Origin of the sequence: Pseudarthrobacter sp. N5 (assembly GCF_050157035.1) — a bacterium.
In the GTDB taxonomy this organism is placed as follows: Bacteria; Actinomycetota; Actinomycetes; order Actinomycetales; family Micrococcaceae; genus Arthrobacter.
Window position 1 is genome coordinate 2,886,512 of sequence record NZ_CP189593.1, and the last position, 17,577, is coordinate 2,904,088.

At 61.1% G+C, this 17,577-nt stretch carries 9 protein-coding genes and 1 pseudogene; 2 read left to right on the forward strand and 8 right to left on the reverse strand.

The window, feature by feature from the left end; all coding sequences use genetic code 11:
- Positions 1 to 53 precede the first annotated feature (53 nt).
- The 5 genes and pseudogenes from ACQCST_RS13920 to ACQCST_RS13940 form a co-directional block, all read right to left on the reverse strand.
- On the reverse strand, positions 54 to 806 hold the full coding sequence (locus ACQCST_RS13920; protein ID WP_426996341.1) for an ABC transporter ATP-binding protein: 753 nt from the start codon (positions 804 to 806) through the stop codon (positions 54 to 56).
- A gap of 1 nt (position 807) precedes the next feature.
- A complete protein-coding gene (locus ACQCST_RS13925; protein ID WP_426996342.1) occupies positions 808 to 1,656 on the reverse strand; it encodes an ABC transporter permease in 849 nt (282 codons plus the stop codon).
- Between the two features lie 21 nt (positions 1,657 to 1,677).
- A complete protein-coding gene (locus ACQCST_RS13930; RefSeq protein ID WP_426999184.1) occupies positions 1,678 to 3,600 on the reverse strand; it encodes a glycosyltransferase in 1,923 nt (640 codons plus the stop codon).
- Between the two features lie 65 nt (positions 3,601 to 3,665).
- A complete protein-coding gene (gene glf / locus ACQCST_RS13935; RefSeq protein ID WP_426996343.1) occupies positions 3,666 to 4,853 on the reverse strand; it encodes a UDP-galactopyranose mutase in 1,188 nt (395 codons plus the stop codon).
- 473 nt (positions 4,854 to 5,326) lie between these two features.
- Positions 5,327 to 5,645: pseudogene (locus ACQCST_RS13940) on the reverse strand (N-acetyltransferase); the annotation flags it as partial.
- A 257-nt stretch (positions 5,646 to 5,902) separates the two neighbouring features.
- Here ACQCST_RS13940 and ACQCST_RS13945 point away from each other — a divergent pair.
- Positions 5,903 to 10,105, forward strand: a complete 4,203-nt coding sequence (locus ACQCST_RS13945) for an FtsK/SpoIIIE domain-containing protein (RefSeq protein ID WP_426996344.1) — start codon at positions 5,903 to 5,905, stop codon at positions 10,103 to 10,105.
- Here ACQCST_RS13945 and ACQCST_RS13950 read toward each other — a convergent pair.
- On the reverse strand, positions 10,059 to 10,556 hold the full coding sequence (locus ACQCST_RS13950; protein WP_426996345.1) for a hypothetical protein: 498 nt from the start codon (positions 10,554 to 10,556) through the stop codon (positions 10,059 to 10,061). The genes ACQCST_RS13945 and ACQCST_RS13950 overlap by 47 nt on opposite strands.
- A gap of 237 nt (positions 10,557 to 10,793) precedes the next feature.
- Between ACQCST_RS13950 and ACQCST_RS13955 the strand changes: the two genes are divergently transcribed.
- On the forward strand, positions 10,794 to 11,042 hold the full coding sequence (locus tag ACQCST_RS13955) for a WhiB family transcriptional regulator (protein WP_003804966.1): 249 nt from the start codon (positions 10,794 to 10,796) through the stop codon (positions 11,040 to 11,042).
- Between the two features lie 165 nt (positions 11,043 to 11,207).
- Here ACQCST_RS13955 and ACQCST_RS13960 read toward each other — a convergent pair whose 3' ends face one another.
- Together ACQCST_RS13960 and ACQCST_RS13965 are read right to left on the reverse strand one after the other, a co-directional pair.
- Positions 11,208 to 12,677, reverse strand: coding sequence for a sensor histidine kinase (locus tag ACQCST_RS13960; RefSeq protein ID WP_426996346.1), 1,470 nt, complete (start codon positions 12,675 to 12,677; stop codon positions 11,208 to 11,210).
- 33 nt (positions 12,678 to 12,710) lie between these two features.
- Positions 12,711 to 17,567: an NAD-glutamate dehydrogenase gene (locus tag ACQCST_RS13965; protein WP_426996347.1), complete on the reverse strand. Its 4,857-nt coding sequence runs from the start codon at positions 17,565 to 17,567 to the stop codon at positions 12,711 to 12,713.
- Positions 17,568 to 17,577: the final 10 nt, after the last annotated feature.

A 17,577-nucleotide genomic window follows, 5' to 3' on the forward strand; every position in this document is an offset into this window, starting at 1 on the left:
CCGCAATCGTTTCAGCGTTTGAACCCGTCCTTGACTATCGGCGCCTCGGCCGGCTATTTGACGGCCGAGCGCCGCCGGAGTTCCGAAACAACTTCGTGCACCTCTCCGTCCATGATCACTTCGCCGTGCTCGAGCAGGACTCCTCGCTCGCAGACCGTCGAGACAAGGTCCAAGTCGTGGCTAACTACAAAAAGGGTTTTCCCCTTGTCAGCAAGCTCCTGGATCTTGGCAATGCATTTTCGCTGGAACGGCTCATCGCCGACGGCCAGGATCTCATCAATCAGGAACACTTCCGGATCGGTGTGCACAGCGATAGAGAAGGCCAGCCGCAGATACATGCCGGATGAATAGAATTTGACCTCGGTATCTATGAACTCGCCAATCTCGGAGAATTCCACGATCGAGTCGAACATCTCGTCGATCTGCTTTTCAGTCATTCCGAGGATCGCACCATTAAGGTATACGTTGTCGCGGCCGCTGAGATCATGGTGAAAACCCGCCCCCACTTCGATGAGTCCGGCCACTCTCCCCCGCGTCTTCACCGTGCCGCCGTCGGGCTGTAGAACGCCGGAAATCAACTTCAACAGAGTTGATTTTCCGGAACCGTTGAGCCCCAGCAGCGCGACGGTCTCCCCCTGGCTGACTTCAAGGGATACGTCCTTGAGCGCCAGGAACTTCTTGGACAGATCGCCTTTGCGTCCCGTGACAAGCCACACCACGGCTTCCTTCATGGAACGCGTGTGGCGAAGCACGAACTGCTTGCGCAGGTTCGCGCAGCTGATAGCGACATGGCCCAGTGCAGTCATTTCAAAGCTCCTGTGCAAAGTGGACGGCCAGGCGCCGGAACGTCAGCTGCCCGACGAACAGCACGGCAAAGGCGATCAGGAAGGCCACCGGCAGCCATACGGTCATCAGATCCGGTGGCATCGAGGCAAGGCCGAGCTGGTCCTGCTTCAACGTGGGGTACCAAAACGCCCAATGAAAGATCTCTACAGCGACAGTAATTGGGTTCAGCTGGTAGATCCAGTACCACGGGCCCATGACCCGCTCCACCATAGTCCAGACGTAGAGCACGGGGGACGCCCACGTGACAACCATGAGGATCATGTCCACAATGTTTTCAGAATCGCGGAAGTAGACGTTCGCGGCGCCGAAGAGCAGACCCAGCCCGGCGGCCAGGACGGAGACCAGGATAAAGGCGAGGACGGCGGCCACAAGCTGCAGCGCTGACGGCGTCCACCCCCCGATGAGGCATGCTCCAACCAGGACCACCATCTGCGGCAGGAAGTGCGCCGCCGAAACCCACACTGTGGCCACGGGAAAGAGCTCACGCGGGAGATAGATTTTCCGGATGAGGTCTCGGTTGTCCACGATGGAACGGGTGGCGTTACCCAGGGACTCCGTGAAAAAGTTCACCAGTACGATGCCAGCAAAGAGGTAGATGGCGTAATTGGGTGTTCCCCGCTGGAGGTTCAGGAAAATGCCCAGCGCCACGAAGTAGATCAAGAACTGCATCAGAGGCTTGACATAGGACCAGAGCAGGCCCAGGACCGAGCCGCGGTATCGGACTTTGATCTCCTTGCGCACCAACAGCTTGAGGAGGAATCGGTGGTCGTAGACGTCCAACAGTCCGCGCCCCTTGCCGGGGCGCGTCATTTCATCATTGGCGCCGGCCATCTATTTCCGGTCCCCCGAGCCTGCGTCGAAGGTCTTCTTCCAAGCATCCAAGGACGTGATGTCGGCGACGGCATTACGGTACTGCTCCGCAAGGGTGTCCCATTCACGGTAGATGCGCAGATGCAGTGCGGTGGCCTCGATCAGCATCGACTTGAGTTTTTTCGGGTCGCGGCGATACCATGAGGCCCCTGTGCCTTCGGCATTGGATACCACGATGCTGTCATAGTGGGCCAGCCGGAACCAGCGGTTGTCGCGGTGAGCGAGGAAGCCCTGCGGACGTTCGGCGCTTTCCGCGTTCGGTGCCTCAACCAACTGGCGGGCAACAGTCTTGATACCCCAGGGAACCAGTTCTTTCTTGCTGGGCATGCCGATCGGCGCCCCGCCCAGGGGTCCACGACCAATCTTCGGTGCCGGGAAGTCGTCCACGTCCTCGCGTACCTGCGCGTCAGGGTACTCCGCCTTGAGTGCATTGATTTCCGGAAGCTTGGTTCCGAGGACCTTGTGCAGCTCGTGTGGTCCCTTGAAGATGTCCTTGAGCGCCTCGATGCGACCGTGCTGGGTGAAATACTGCATGGAGACGAGGTGCTTTACGTCTGCCTGCACGGATTCGCGCAGCACCCGCCCACCGCGCTTGTAGGGGCTATGGATCAAGGTGGTGATGAGCCGGTTCCGCTCGTGGAAATAGGACTGCCAGCCCACCAGGTCGTCCTTGTCCAGCCAGGACACGTGCCAGACGGCGGCACCGGGCATGGAGACGGTGGCGTATCCGGCTTCGCGCGCGCGGAGGCCGTATTCGGCGTCGTCCCATTTGATGAACAGCGGGAGTGACAGACCGATGTCCTTGATGATTTTGGTGGGGATGAGGCACATCCACCAGCCGTTGTAGTCGACATCCACGCGGCGGTGCAACCAAGGTGTCTGGCGGAGGTTGGCGACGCTGAAGTCGTGGCGCACTTCCATGTCCGAGTGCGGCGCCGCGGGCACAATCCGAAACGGATCCACGACCTCACCGAAGGTGTGCAGCACGCTGCGGCTGTAAAGGTCAAACATGTGTCCGCCGACGATGGTTGGCTTGCGGCAATGGTCGGCGAACGTCAGCAGCCGGTCGATGCTCTCCGGCTCCACCACGACGTCGTCGTCCAGCAGCAGGACGTAGTCGCTGCCATTCTCGACGGCCTCGTACATACCGCGGGCAAAGCCGCCGGAACCGCCAAGGTTCGCCTGGTTGATGATCCGGAGCTTGCCGCCCAGGGCGTCCCTGACGTCGGCGAAGCCTTTCTGGTCCTCGACCTTCTGGGTTCCCTGGTCCACGATCAGGATTTCTTTGACATTCTCCAGGACATCCGGGTTTTCGGAGAGGATGCGGGCGTTGTTGAGACAGAAGTCGGGCTTGTTCATCGTAGTGATCTCGAGGGTGACCTGGCCCTTGGCTGCCTCACCGCCGGCGGTCTGCCATTCTGCGTGTTCCAGCACCAGCTCACCTGAGCTGGAGGCGAGATCAAACCAGTACCAGCCGCCGTCGCCGAACGGTTTCAGCGAAAGTTGGAACGTCGACGTCGTAGCCCCGTCCACGTGCTGCCCGTCAACGCGTTGCAGCGAACCACGCGCGTTGGACTTGTAGACCGTGACGGTCCCGGTTCCGCGCGTCCGGACTTCGAGACGGATATCCCGGACCGAGGTCCAACGCCGCCAGTAGCTGGCCGGGAATCCATTGAAATAGGTGCCGAAGGAAATCTGTTCACCGGCGCGGACCCGCATGGAATGCCGGCCCAGGAAGTCCTCGAAGTGCGCCTGAGGTCCGCCTGAGCTGAACATCTGGAGTTTGTCCTCCGGCAGCTTAGGCGAGCGGGCCAGTTCGTCATTCTCGCGAAGGCGGATGCCGCTGGCCATCCCTGCGTCCACGTACAGGGAGGCGGTGTCCATTTGGTCTGCTGACGGGAGGATCACCCTCTGCAGGGTACTCCAGGCCGTGTTGTCCGTAGTGGTGCTCACGCGTCCACCCCTCCGCTTTGAAGCTTGGCTCCGCTTTCGAAGTGCGGCCTGATCTTGTTGTCGAACATGGTGAGGGCTGAACCGATCGCCATGTGCATGTCCAAGTACTTGTAGGTCCCCAGGCGCCCTCCAAAGAGAACGTCCTGCTCGGCTGCCGCCAAGTCACGGTATTTGAGCAGACGTTCGCGGTCCGCGGCGGTGTTGATCGGGTAGTAAGGCTCGTCGCCCTTTTCGGCAGCACGCGAGAATTCGCGCATAATTACGGTTCTTTCCGTTTGGTACTCGCGCTCCGGGTGGAAGTGGCGCGGCTCTATGATGCGGGTGTAAGGCACATCGGCGTCGTTGTAGTTCACTACAGACGTTCCCTGGAAATCGCCGAGGTCGAGGACTTCTTCTTCGAAGTCAATGGTGCGCCAGGAGAGATCGCCTTCCGCAAAGTCGAAGTAGCGGTCAATCGGTCCGGTGTAGATCACCGGAATGTTGCCGACGACCTTGTTCTTGCTGTAATCGTGTGTGTCATCGAAGAAGTCGGTGTTGAGCCGGACCTCGATGTTAGGGTGTTCAGCCATCTTCTCGATCCACGCCGTGTAGCCGTTGGTGGGCAGGCCCTCGTGCTTATCATTGAAGTACCGGTTGTCGTAGTTGTAGCGGACCGGAAGTCTCGAAATGATGTCTGCGGGCAGGTCCTTGGGATCCGTCTGCCATTGTTTTCCGGTGTAGTGCTTGATGAACGCTTCGTAGAGGGGCCGCCCAATCAACTGAATGCCCTTGTCATTCAAGTTCTGGGGATCGGTTCCAGCAAGTTCCCCGGCCTGCTCCTGAATCAGTGCCTGCGCCTGGCCTGGAGTGAGATTTGCCCTGAAGAACTGGTTGATCGTCGCAAGGTTGATGGGAAGGGAATAGACCTCGCCCTTGTGCACGCCGTAGACCTTGTGGACGTAACCGGTGAAGGTGGTAAAGCGGTTGACGTATTCCCATACACGCTCGTTGGAAGTGTGGAAGAGGTGCGCACCATAGCGGTGAACCTCTATGCCGGTCCGCTCTTCCTTTTCGCTGTAGGCGTTGCCGCCGATGTGGTGGCGGCGGTCGATGACAACGACCTTCAAGTCCAGCTCGGTAGCGGCCTGTTCTGCGATTGTCAGGCCGAAGAAGCCCGATCCTACGATGACGAGGTCAGCGGTCACAAAATCTCCTGGTTCGAAATGCGGGCAGCCCAACGTTGTGCATCGTCTGCTGGTCAAGCGTACCCGAGACCCCCTGTGTGACCGCGAATCCACGGTGCGCTCAAGAGATATCCACATGCCCGGATCATGGCCGGACGCGCACACGGTGTAAACATTAGCGTGGGCGATGCGCCCTTCAGCTTCGCGATTTCGACCAACGCCTTCTGGCGCCCTTCCCATGACACCGGCACCTTCTCCTCAGAGCTGAACCGCTGCGGATTATCGGCATCCCTGCCGCAAGGAGGCCTAGGTAAAGCCCCGATATGTCCGAGTTCACAGCAGCGGATGCGCGTCCGTATAGGAGGACTTGTGAGAATTCTTCTCAAATCACGCTACTTGTAACCCTTAGGCGAGCTGACCAGTTGCGAGTACGGCATCCACTGTGCGCCGCTCTTCGTCGCCGATGATCGGCTTAGCAAGGGGATGGCTCTTGGCTCAACCTGTCGGAGCGTATCGTTCTGCTCAACATACTGGTCGCTTATTATCGGACGAATCCAGATATCGCCATTCTGACCAAGAGGCAACCCTGCTTTTCCTACCCAGGCTTTTGGCCGAAACGCCGGCCACAAGAGCGAAATCAGGAACATCCTTGGTGACCACGGCGCCATCGGGAACTTTTGTAGGCGCCGCGCCCGACAACGCAATTCCTGCCGAGTTCAGCGAGCTCGCGCACCTGCGCCAGATGCCAGATTTTGGAACGTCACTGATCACAGCTTCGTCTGGCACCCCGGCGCTGGGAGCCACCACGATCAGTGGTTAAGACCTTCCTCATGGGCGAAGCGAACGGCGTGGCCTACCGTAGCGGAGTGCCAGCACCCGGAATTCTGCCCGGAACCGTTCGTCTACAGGACAAATCAAGCTTGCGAGCCCCACTAGCAGCAGCAGCAGCAGCGCCAGCAGCAGCGGGTGCGTTTAGAAGTTATCCACATGCCCGGATCATGGCCGGACGCGCGCACACCGTAAACGCTAGCGTGGGCACCAAGCACTCCCCCGAGAATTGAGATCTGTCCATGCCCCTCCATTGCACCCTGGTCCGCAGGCCGGGCGCCGGACGCACTGACGCGCCCGTGGAGCTGACAATAGAGGCAGTTCCTGGAAGCAGCGGCGACGAACTCCAGGCCGCGCTCGCCCGCGGGTTCGGAACGCAGGAAGTGACCGTGAACGGCGTCTCCCTCACAGGGCTTACCGTGGGTGCGCCGCCGCTCGTTAACGGCGCAGTACTGGTCGACGGGCCGGGCAGAAGGATGCCCAGGCCCTTGGTGTCCAGAGACGCCGGGCCTCCTGCGTCACTCGTGCTGGCGGTGCACAGCGGACCGGGCGCGGGAACATTGCTCCCCCTCCGGCGCGGTACGTACCGGATCGGCAGAAGCACCACCGAGGTGATCATTCCGGACGCTGATATCTCAAGGGAGCATGCCCGCCTTGAGGTCTCAGACACCGCCATCACCATCGTTGACCTCGACAGCGCAAACGGCACGGAGGTGGACGGCAAACGCGTACGGAACGCCGTCGTCTCTACCGGCTCCGTCATCCGCTGTGGCAGCTCCACCATGTCAGTGGTATTCGGCGGCCCTACACTGTCAGGAGCCGACCTTGCAAAGGCTGGCCGGTCTGTAGCCGAGCCCCTCTCGATCAACCGCCGGCCGGAAGCCGGCAACCGGACCACGCTCATTCTCACAGCCGGGCTGCCGCTCGTAATCGGCGTTGGCCTGGCTGTCATGACGGGCATGTGGATGTTTCTGGCCTTCACGGCCGTCTCAGCAGTTTCGGTTCTGGTTCCGGTAATTTCCGGAAGGCGGCAACGCCGCGAGCAGAAATCCTCTGTCGCTGCAGCCGTCAAGGAAGACCGGGAACGACGACGGCGATGCGCACCTTCCGCTGCCGACCTGATTCTGGCAGATCCGCCTTCCGGAGCGGAGCACGATGCCGCCGGCACCGCTCCGGAAGGCGTTTGGCTGCGTCTGGGGCAGGCAGAGCAGCCGGCACACATCAAATTCGAACCGGCTGATCCCGAGGCCGAAGTACCGTCATTGGTATCTGCGCCGCTGACGTTGGACCCCTCCATTGCGATGGTTGTGGTTCGCGGGCCCCTGGCTGCCTCGAACGGGCTGGCCCGCTCTTTGATCATTCAGCTTCTCGGATATCCCAGTGCCAGAGCCACCCGTGTGCTGATTCACGGCAGGTCTGCGCTCCTTCCCCTCGCTGCCCGCTACCACCATTCCGTCATCCTCTCGGCCGATCTTCACACTTCAGCTGCCACCGTGGCCGCCGGCCCGGGGCCCGGGTACGCGCGGGGGGTCCTCATGATCTTGGGCGATGCTGCTTCGGCGGCATCGGATACCGAGCTGCAGGAATCCGCACGAAACCTTGGGTGGCAGGTCCTTCACTTCAGCCAGTCAGCGGGAGCCGCACCGGACTGTGAACTTGAAATGGGCGAGCGGAGTGCCACCTACCGCAGGGGCAGCTCAACTACAGCATTTGTGCCCGACCTCGTCCCCGAAGAGGTCTTCAACCGCTATTGCCGGCGATTGGCATCAACAACTGACGTTGGCGTTCAATCCGTGGCGCACATCCCGGAGACTTGCTCGCTCAGTGACGTCATGCCGCTCTCCACCGAAGAAACATCATCACGTTGGGACGCGGGCAGGCTACGGCCGGGGCTGCCGGTTCCCATCGGCCTCACCGCCGCGGGCCTGCGGGTGCTGGATCTCGAGGCCGACGGTCCACACCTTCTGGTGGCCGGCACGACGGGCTCGGGCAAGTCGGAACTCCTCCGAAGCCTCACAGCCGCCTTGGCCCTCAGCTACTCGCCGGCAAGGATCAATTTCCTCTTTGTCGATTTCAAGGGCGGCTCAGGACTGGGCCCGCTGACCGGACTCCCCCATTGCGTCGGAATGCTCACTGATCTCAAGAAGCACGAACTGGATCGTGCTCTGGCCTCATTGCGTGCGGAAATTCGGCTCCGCGAAGAGTTGTTGGCCGCCGTGCAGGCTCCGGATTTGGCGGCGTACCGTCAAACTGATGCCGCCAAGGACTCGCCGCTTCCCCAACTCATCCTCATCATTGACGAATTCCGGATGCTCGTGGAGGACGCCCCGGAGGCTCTTGGTGAGCTCATGAGAATTGCTACGATCGGCCGTTCACTCGGCATCCACCTGATCATGGCGACTCAACGTCCACAAGGTGCCCTCACAGCCGATATCAGGGCCAACGTCACCACCAGCATTGCGTTGCGGGTCCAGACTGCCATGGACTCTGCTGACATCATCAACGTCAGCCATGCAGCCGATATCTCAGTCGGCACCCCTGGTAGAGCCTTCCTGGCCAGAGGGACAGAAGAGGCAGAGGAATTTCAAACCGCATCGCTCGCCCGGTCCTCCCCGGAACTGCCGGCGCCTGGGATCCAGGTCCGTCGCGCTGACGACGCCCTGAGATGGCCCGCTGCTGTGCCGTCAGGACACGGGACCCATCAATTAACCGTCACACCAGCGGTCGCAGCAGCGCCGATCGTTGAATCCACCCGTAAGTTGTGGGCATCCATCGGTGGCACTGCGGTGCGAAGACCCGTTGCCATGCCGTTGCCTGCGCCGCTCCCCTATCCGGACCAGCATGACTCCCCGGAATCCGGTCCCGGCGGTGCTGCCGGCGACCCCCGCGCCCTAGCTGACGACGACGGCGCCGGCCGCGAAGAAAGGAATGTCCAGCTGGGCTGGCAGGACCTTCCGGAGCAGCAGCGCATCGCATTACTTGAATGGAATCCGGCCAACCAAGGTCACCTCGCTTTGGTAGGTGGTCCAGCCGGCGGTGTGCCTGATGCGATGTCCTTGGCCTTGCACCAGCTGATGACGGACAGAATCGAATCGCACTTCTACATACTTGATGCCGACAGCTCTTTCACTGACATGGCAAGCTCTGAAAGGGTCGGGGCTGTGGCCGGTCTGCACGAAATGCGGTTGGGCGTGCGGGTACTCGAAAGGGTTGCCCGGGAAATGTCCGCCCGGCTGAGCCGGCCCCGTGGCGTACAGGAAACCCCGCTCGTTCTGGTCGTTTCGGGTTGGGGATCCTGGGTATCCGCTTTCCGTGCCGGCCCTCTGATGTGGGCGGAAGATGTACTCCAGGACATTGTCCGTGACGGCTCCGCGGCCGGGATCTCGGTCATCATTTCCGGAGAACGGGAACTCGTCACATCCCGATTGTTCGCGTCCGTCCCGAACCGCATATTTTTTCCTGCCGGTACCAGTGAAGACAGCAGACTGTCCTGGCCCAGGCTTCCGGAAACAGCTCCGCTGCCTGGCCGAGCTGTGGCCTTCGGCAGCGTGGCGGGGGGACGGACCACGGTGTGCCAGTTTTTCTCCATGTCCTCTTACCTTGCCGTAGGAGGTGTTCCGGGAGGCAGCGATACCGGAAAGCCCTCGCGCGCTGCCTCACTTTCCCTCGCCAAGCGACCCTTCAGGGTGGAGCCGCTGCCGGTCAAGGTTCATGTTAGAGACGTGTTGTCACGGCTACCGGGTGCCGGGAATGGGTCCCTGCAGCCCCGGTCCGACGAGCAGGAGTCATCATCCACGCCTCATCGCAGATTGTACGTCGGGTTGGGCGGGGACGAACTTGATCCCGCGTCCGTTCGGTTGCCGTCTGGCAGCGTTCTGGCCGTACTGGGCGGACCTTCATCCGGGAAAAGCTCACTGATTGCCGCCCTACCGTCTCTCAACCCGGCCATCACTGCGTGGATTTGCCCAGGACTTGGCACCTGCCCCTCCCCCGGCGCCGAAGAATTCTGGGCAGAGATCCATGCCCGGGCAGTCAGCGGGCGGCTGGACCGGCAAGCTGTTGCACTAGTGGATGATGCCGATCTGCTCCCCGCTGCCGCCAACCAGCATCTGGTGGAGCTCCACAATCTGGGATGGACGGTTATCCTTACCGCGGGTTTTAGCTCCACGCTCATGCAGAGAGTGCCCTTGGCCCTGAGCGCGCGCAGCTACGGGACCGGACTCCTGATCGCTCCCCGCAGCCTCAGGGATGGGGATTTCTTCGGTCAGCGCTTCGAACCGGAAGCCAGTCCCCCGCCGGGCCGTGCCGTCCTCATCTCGGAGGGCAGGGCCACGGCCGTCCAGTTATCCATCCTTGCGCCATCGCCGCCGCCCGTGCGCGGCACCGGGCATAACCCAGCTACAGAGCAGGCGGGGAGCCTCCTGCGCGCGAGGCAAAGTGGATGACCCGTTTGTCGAAGAGCAGTCCGATTGCCACCACCGCCGGCAGAAGCATCGAAAGTCCGGCTATTGGGTCGCCGCCTGTCAGCGTCGGAAATCCAATCGCGAGCACAAATAGCTGCGCGACCAGGGCGCCGGCCCGTGGCCAACGGTAACCGCGGAAGAGAAAATGCCCCACCGCAAAAAGCCATGAAGAGAACGCCAGCAGCAAAACGAGGAAGAAGACGTCCCCCCAAAAGGGCAACACCAGCGGACCGGAAACCAGCTGGTATCCCCACAAGACTGCGATAGCCAGCAAAGCCACGGCTTCGGCGGCGACGATCACCGCAATAGCGGCGACCTGGCGGGGCCTGACAACCGTAGATTCCGGACGGCCACGAGGCACCATTGTGGATGAGGGCTCTTCATCAGCGGGGTCCGGAGCACCTTGGGGAGGGTTCAGTGGGGGTCTTGACACACTGGCACACTACCGGAGATAGTCGGATATCAGTGAGGGCCCCTGCGGCCGATGTGATGCATCGCTCACGCTTTTAGGGGATTCCTTGGGCCATTACCCCTTGTTTACACAGCGTTAACATGACACGCTTAATCGAGATGACCTTGGGGGCCCTGCAGGGCCCCTTTCCTATGCAGCCTCTAGTGAATATTTTCACAAACGGCTGGACGATTTACCGGAATGGAGTGACTGATCAGCATGGATTGGCGTAACCGCGCAGCCTGCCTCGACAAGGACCCGGAGCTTTTTTTCCCTGTGGGCAACACCGGACCTGCCCTCCTCCAGATCGAGGAAGCGAAAAGTGTTTGCCGCCGCTGCCCGGTTGTTGACACGTGCCTGCAGTGGGCGCTCGAGTCAGGCCAGGATGCCGGAGTGTGGGGCGGCATGAGCGAAGATGAGCGCCGGGCCCTCAAACGCCGGGCGGCACGTGCCCGCCGGGCTTCCTGACCGGGCCAGACTTCAAGGTAATCCGGTTTCAGTAGAACCGAAATTCTAACGGCAATGGCCGCAGACCTTCAGGTCTGCGGCCATTGCCGTCCATCGCGGCGGCCTACGGTCGGCTGCCGCCCGCGGCCACCAGGTTCTATGGCTTCCGCTCCCTGCAGCAGATATTCAGCGCCGAACCAGGCTCAGCACGATCTGGACAGCTGTCCCCCCGCCCTCGCGGGGCTTCCACTGGATCGAGCCACCCAGCTCACTCGTCACCAAGGTACGTACAATCTGAAGCCCGAGCCCCTCGACATGCGGAGTATCCGGCAGGCCCACACCGTCATCGGCCACAGTCACTGTCAGCAGCTCCTCGCCGTCATCGCCTTCGGAACGGTCCGCCACTAGCCAGACCGTTCCGGTTCTGCCCTCGAGGCCATGTTCGACGGCGTTGGTCACCAATTCGTTGATCACAAGTGCCAGCGGGGTGGCGAAATCGCTGGGCAATTCGCCGAACAGCCCGGCCCGCTCAGTCTTGACCTGTTGTGAGGGGGATGCCACCTCCGCCGAAAGCCGGAACTGTCGGCCAATGAGTTCGTCGAAGTCCACGCTCTGCGCCAGTCCCTGCGAGAGGGTTTCGTGGACCAGTGCAATCGTGGCAACCCGGCGCATGGCCTGTTCCAGACCCTGCTTGGCCTCGTCACTGACCATTCTGCGGGACTGCATCCGCAAGAGGGCGGCTACCGTCTGCAGATTATTCTTTACCCGGTGGTGGATCTCCCGGATCGTCGCATCCTTGGTGACCAGTTCCATCTCACGGCGCCGGAGCTCGGAGACATCACGGCACAGGACCAGCGCACCGAATCGCTGCTGTTCATCACGAAGCGGTATGGCACGCAGGGACAGGCTGACGCCACGGGATTCGATTTCACTGCGCCACGGCATCCTTCCGGTGACCACCAGCGGCAGAGTCTCGTCCACCATGCGCCGGTCCTTGAGCAGGCTCGCGGTCACCTCGGCCAGGGAGCGTCCCTCAAGCGATTCACCGTCGCCCAGCCGCCGGAACGCTGAAACGCCGTTGGGGCTGGCGTATTGGACAATGCCATCCGCATCGAGTCTGATCAGGCCGTCGCCCACACGCGGTGCACCGCGGCGGGACCCTGTCGGTGAAGCAAAGTCCGGCCACAGTCCCAATGTGCCCATGCGCAGCAGGTCATAGGCGCACTGACGGTAGGTCAGCTCGAGCCGCGAGGGCATCCGGGAACTCGACAAATCCATGTGGGACGTGACCACGGCCAAAGTCCGGCCGTTCCGTACCATGGGCACTGCCTCCACGCGGAGAGCCATGTCGCTGCTCCAGTTGGTTTCACTGGACCGCTCAATAGCCCGGCTGTTCCATGCCCTGTCCACCAGCGGCTGCAGATCAGACCGGATCCGTTCACCAACAAAGTCCGCATGAAACACGGTATGTGTGGTGGACGGACGGACATGGGCCAGCGCCACATAGCCCAGTTCCGGATGCGGAAACCACAGCGCAAGGTCGGCGAACGCGAGGTCCGCCACCATTTGCCAGTCACCCACCAGGAGGTGCAGCCACTCAGCATCCCCCGGCCCAAAATCAGCATGTTCCCTGATAGGGTCCGTAAAGATTGCCACTGCACCTCCATTTGCGACGCCAAGGCAATTCCCTTAGCGTCGGACGATCGACCTCAAGAGCCTCAATGCTACCGACAGTGAGGCCATATCGTCCGCTTCCAGCGAATTGACCTCGTCAAACATGCTCTTTGCCCGGCCAAGCTGCTCAGCGTTCAGTTCTTCCCACGCCGTAAGCCGCTCCCCGGCAGAGGCGCCGGCCCTCGTTGACTCAAGTACCGACGTCGTCATGTCTGAAACAGTGGCATAGAGATCATCACGCAGTGCCGCGCGCGCCAAAGCCTGCCAGCGGTCCCTTCTGGGCAACGTGCTGATGCGTTCCAGCAGCGAATCAATATGAAAGCGATTGAAGACTGTGTAGTAGACGTGCGCAATGTCTTCAACAGGTTCCTTACTGGCGTGCGCAATCTTGGCGATGTCCAGCAGAACGAAGCTCTCGAAAAGCTCAGCCCAGCGATGCGCAAGATCCTCGGGAAGCTGCCAGCCCCTAGCCTTTTCAAGCCAGCCGGCAACCCTGGTCCTGTCATCGCCGCGCAGGTACTCAAGCAGGCGCGCACGCATCGGATCCAACAGCGGCTTGAACTCTCCGACAATGTCCGCAATGGGCCGCGACGCATTGCTCTGGCCAAGGACCCACCTCACGGCCCGGTCCAGGAGCCGGCGGATGTCCAGGTGGACGGTGCTCCAGTGTTCTGTTGGAAAAGACGCCGGCAGAGCGTTGAGTTCACCCACCATAACGTCCAGCTCAAACACCTCCCGCAGCGCCACAAAGGCCTTGGCGGCGGCAACCTCGCTGGCGGACGTTTCCTCCATAGTACGGAATGCAAACGTGATTCCGCCCATATTGATCATGTCATTCGCCACTACCGTGGCGATGATCTCTCGGCGCAGCGGATGGGTGTCCAGTTCGGCGTCGAACCGCTCCCGCAACTGCTTCGGGAAATAGGCCCGGAGAGTCTGACGGAACCACGGATCATCAGCCAGATCACTGTTCCGAAGGGATGTGGCAAGTTCAATCTTGGCGTAGGCCGCAAGAACTGACAGCTCCGGGGAAGTCAGTCCCTGCCCCTGCTCCAGCCGCTCGCGGAGCGTTGCGGTGGTAGGCAAGGCCTCCAGGTCCCGCTTGAGGTCGGCCGATTTTTCCAGCGAGTCCATCAGGCGCTCGTAGCTGGGGCTCCACTCCGCCACTCGCATACGGTCGTTAAGCAGCAGGATGTTCTGATCGATATTGTCTTCAAGGACCAGCCGTCCCACTTCGTCCGTCATCGAGGACAGGAAATCCGCACGTTCCGCAGCGTCGAGCCTACCGGCTGCCACCATCCGGTCCACGAAAATCTTGATGTTGACCTCGTGGTCCGAGCAGTCCACTCCGGCTGAGTTGTCGATGGCGTCCGTATTAAGGATGACACCTTGCAGCGCGGCCTCGATGCGTCCGCGCTGCGTCATGCCGAGGTTTCCGCCTTCTCCCACCACCTTGACCCGGAGCTCGCGTCCGTCGACCCTTATGGCGTCGTTGGCTTTGTCCCCGACCTCGGCATTGGACTCGATGGACGCCTTGACGTACGTCCCGATGCCGCCGTTGTACAGCAGGTCCGCGGGCGCCAGCAGAATAGCGCGAAGAAGCTCAGGCGGGCTTAGTCGGGTGGTACCGTCCGGAAGTCCCAGCGCCGTGCGGACCCGTTCGGTCACGGGGATGGTCTTGGCCTGGCGTGCATACACACCGCCGCCTTCGCTGATCAGCGATCTGTCGTAGTCATCCCATGAGGATCGCGGCAGCTCAAACAACCGCTTCCGTTCAGCGAAGGACGACGCCTCGTCTGGCATCGGATCCAGGAAGATGTGGCGGTGGTCGAATGCCGCGAGAAGCCGGATGTGCTTCGAGAGCAGCATGCCGTTACCGAAGACGTCACCCGACATGTCCCCCACGCCGACCACGGTGAACGGTTCGGACTGCGTGTCCAGATCCAGTTCGCTGAAGTGACGTTTGACGGATTCCCACGCCCCGCGGGCAGTGATCCCCATTGCTTTGTGATCGTAGCCCACTGATCCGCCGGAGGCGAAGGCGTCACCGAGCCAGAATCCGTATTCGGCCGACAGACCGTTGGCGATATCAGAAAATGTCGCCGTCCCCTTGTCCGCGGCAACAACCAGATAGGAATCGTCGTCGTCATGTCTTACAACGTGTGCCGGCGGCACCAGTCTCTCACCGTCCGGAGTTGTGATGAGGTTATCCGTCAGGTCCAGCAACCCGCGGATGAAAGTTTTATAGCTTTCAATTCCTTCTGCCATCCAGGCGGCCCTGTCTGCGGCAGCGTCCGGCAGGCGCTTTGCAAAGAAACCACCCTTGGCCCCAGTGGGCACGATCACGGCATTCTTGACGGTCTGGGCCTTGACCAGGCCAAGGATCTCGGTCCGGAAATCCTCCCGGCGGTCGGACCACCGAAGCCCGCCGCGTGCCACCTTACCGAAACGCAGGTGCACACCTTCCACCCTCGGGGAATACACCCAGATCTCAAACATTGGCCTGGGGAATGGCAGGCCCTCGATTCCGGCCGGGTTAAGTTTGAAACTGAGATACGGCATGTTCTGGTAGAAGTTGGTGCGCAGGGTGGACTCAATCAGGTTGGTAAAAGTCCGGAGCACCCGGTCGGCATCAAGCGTTGGAACCAGCTCGATCGAAGCGGCCAGCTCGTTACGGACGACGGCCTGACGTTTGGACCGCTCCCCGTCGGGCAATGCGGGATCGAAGCGGGCTTCGAAAAAGGCGCTGAGTCCCCTGGTGACTTCCGGGTTTGCCAGCAGCGTGTCTGCCATGAATTCAAAGGAGTTTGTATTGCCCATTTGCCGCATGTACTTGGCGTAGGCGCGCAGGACCACGATCTGCCGCCATTGCATCCCCTCGCGCAGCACCAGCCTGTCAAAACTGTCCGACTCCACGGATCCCGAGACCGCTGCCCCGAAAGAATCTGCCAACAATTGACCAGTGGACAGCGGATCAACACCGGCAGGGTATTTCAGTCCCAGATCGTAGAGAAAGAAGTCCCTCCGGTCAGCTGTCTCGATTTCGAAAGGCCGTTCGTCGAGAACTTCGAGTCCGAGGTTGTGGAAGTACGGAAGAATCTGGCTGAGGCTTTTCGGCTCAAGCATGTACAGCTTGACGCGCGCGTCTTCTTCAAGGGTGGCTCCGGCGCCTTCAGGAAGATAGACGTGAACGCCCGGCCGGTCCGGTTTGGCAGCTCCCGCGGTCCGCTCTGCCACGGCCCCGTACTTTTCGAAGCGCGCGATGTCCTCCAACGCGTCTTCCACTTCATAGTCCACGCGGTAGCCTGCGGGGAATGCCTCAGCCCAGATGGCGGCCAGTTCTTTTGTGCTCTCGTCGACACCGCCGTCGCGAAGCACTTCACTGATTCCTTCACTCCAGGAGCGGGCGGCCCTTACCAGCCGCTTCTCCAGTTCTTCGGCATTGACGTGGCTGAAGTCTGCATTCTTCGGAAGGCGAATCCGGAAAAAGAGGCGGGCAAGGGCCGATTCCGTCATCCGGGCCTCGTAATCGATGGAGACGGCCTGGAACGTCTCCCGCAGTTCCTCCTCAATCCGAAGTCGGACATTGGTGGTGTATCGGTCACGGGGAAGATATACGAGGGCGGACATGAATCTGCCGTAGATATCAGGTCTGAGGAACAACCGGGTGCGCCGTCGTTCCTGAAGCCGCTGGATTCCAGTTGCCGTCGCCGCGAGATCGGGGATCTCGATCTGGAACAGTTCATCCCGGGGGTATGTTTCCAGAATTCCCAACAGGTCCTTGCCCGAATGGGAATCCGGGGGAAAGCCTGCGTTGCGCAGGACAGCGTCTACTTTCTCACGGACGATCGGGATGCTTCGGACTGAACCGGCATAAGCACTCGTTGCAAAGAGTCCGACGAAGCGCTGCTCGCCATTAACGTTTCCCGCGGCGTCAAAACTCTTGACACCGATATAGTCAAGGTAGGCAGGACGATGGACCGTGGAGCGGGAGTTGGCCTTAGTGATGACCAAGGCACGCTTTTCGCGAGCCTTCTTGCGCCCCGCGTCGGTCAGGTGCTGAATCTGACGGGAGCCGTGTTTCGCGCGCAGCAGCCCAAGGCCGCTGTCTTCCCTCAGCTCCAGCACATCTTCACCGGAAGCATTTACGAGATCGTATTCGCGATATCCGAGAAAGGTGAAGTTGCCGTCATCCAGCCAACGGAGGAGGTCCTGGGCCTGGCGAAGTTCCACAATCTGGGCGGGGTTTGCCACCTTGTCGAGGTCCTCGGCGATCTGCAAGCACTTGGCACGCATTTTCGGCCAGTCTTCGACCGCCCCGCGGACGTCCCCGAGTACACGCCTGAGACCGTCGGTCAGGTTGGCGCGGGCGTCATCGCCGACACGGTCGATTTCAACCGCGATCCACGACTCCATATGGGAGACGTTGTCGCCCTGGGCGATCAGATGCGACATGCTGGGCATCGCCGCAGTGTCACCGCTGGAAATGCCGAGGTGCGAAGGGACCCGGTCGACCTTTACCAGTTCACCGGTTTCACGGTTTCGGGTCACGACGAACAGCGGGTGCATTACCAGGTGGATGGCGGAAACCTGCCGGACCAGCTCGGCGTTGACGGAATCCACCAGGAACGGCATGTCATCGGTGACAACATATACGACAGTGCGGTCCGGTTCGTCGACGATCGAGACGCTCGCCGTGCCCGGCTGACGGACTGACGCAAGTTTCCGGTGGGTCCCAGCCCGTGCAACCAGCAGCTCCGGCGAATAGCCCTTGGAATCCTCATCCGCCAGGTGCTCGTAGTACTCCCCGAGATACCCCTCACGGGTACCTATCGAAAGGGACTGATCCTCCACGCTGGATCCTGACGACATCGACAAACGC

Excerpts from the sequence above, each read along its gene's own strand:
- ACQCST_RS13920 (WP_426996341.1), bottom strand. The coding sequence starts at position 806 with ATGACTGCACTGGGCCATGTCGCTATCAGCTGCGCGAACCTGCGCAAG.
- ACQCST_RS13925 (WP_426996342.1), bottom strand. The coding sequence starts at position 1,656 with ATGACGCGCCCCGGCAAGGGGCGCGGACTGTTGGACGTCTACGACCAC.
- ACQCST_RS13955 (WP_003804966.1), top strand. The coding sequence starts at position 10,794 with ATGGATTGGCGTAACCGCGCAGCCTGCCTCGACAAGGACCCGGAGCTT.
- ACQCST_RS13965 (WP_426996347.1), bottom strand. The coding sequence starts at position 17,567 with ATGTCGTCAGGATCCAGCGTGGAGGATCAGTCCCTTTCGATAGGTACC.
- ACQCST_RS13945 (WP_426996344.1), top strand. The coding sequence starts at position 5,903 with ATGCCCCTCCATTGCACCCTGGTCCGCAGGCCGGGCGCCGGACGCACT.
- ACQCST_RS13930 (WP_426999184.1), bottom strand. The coding sequence starts at position 3,600 with ATGGACACCGCCTCCCTGTACGTGGACGCAGGGATGGCCAGCGGCATC.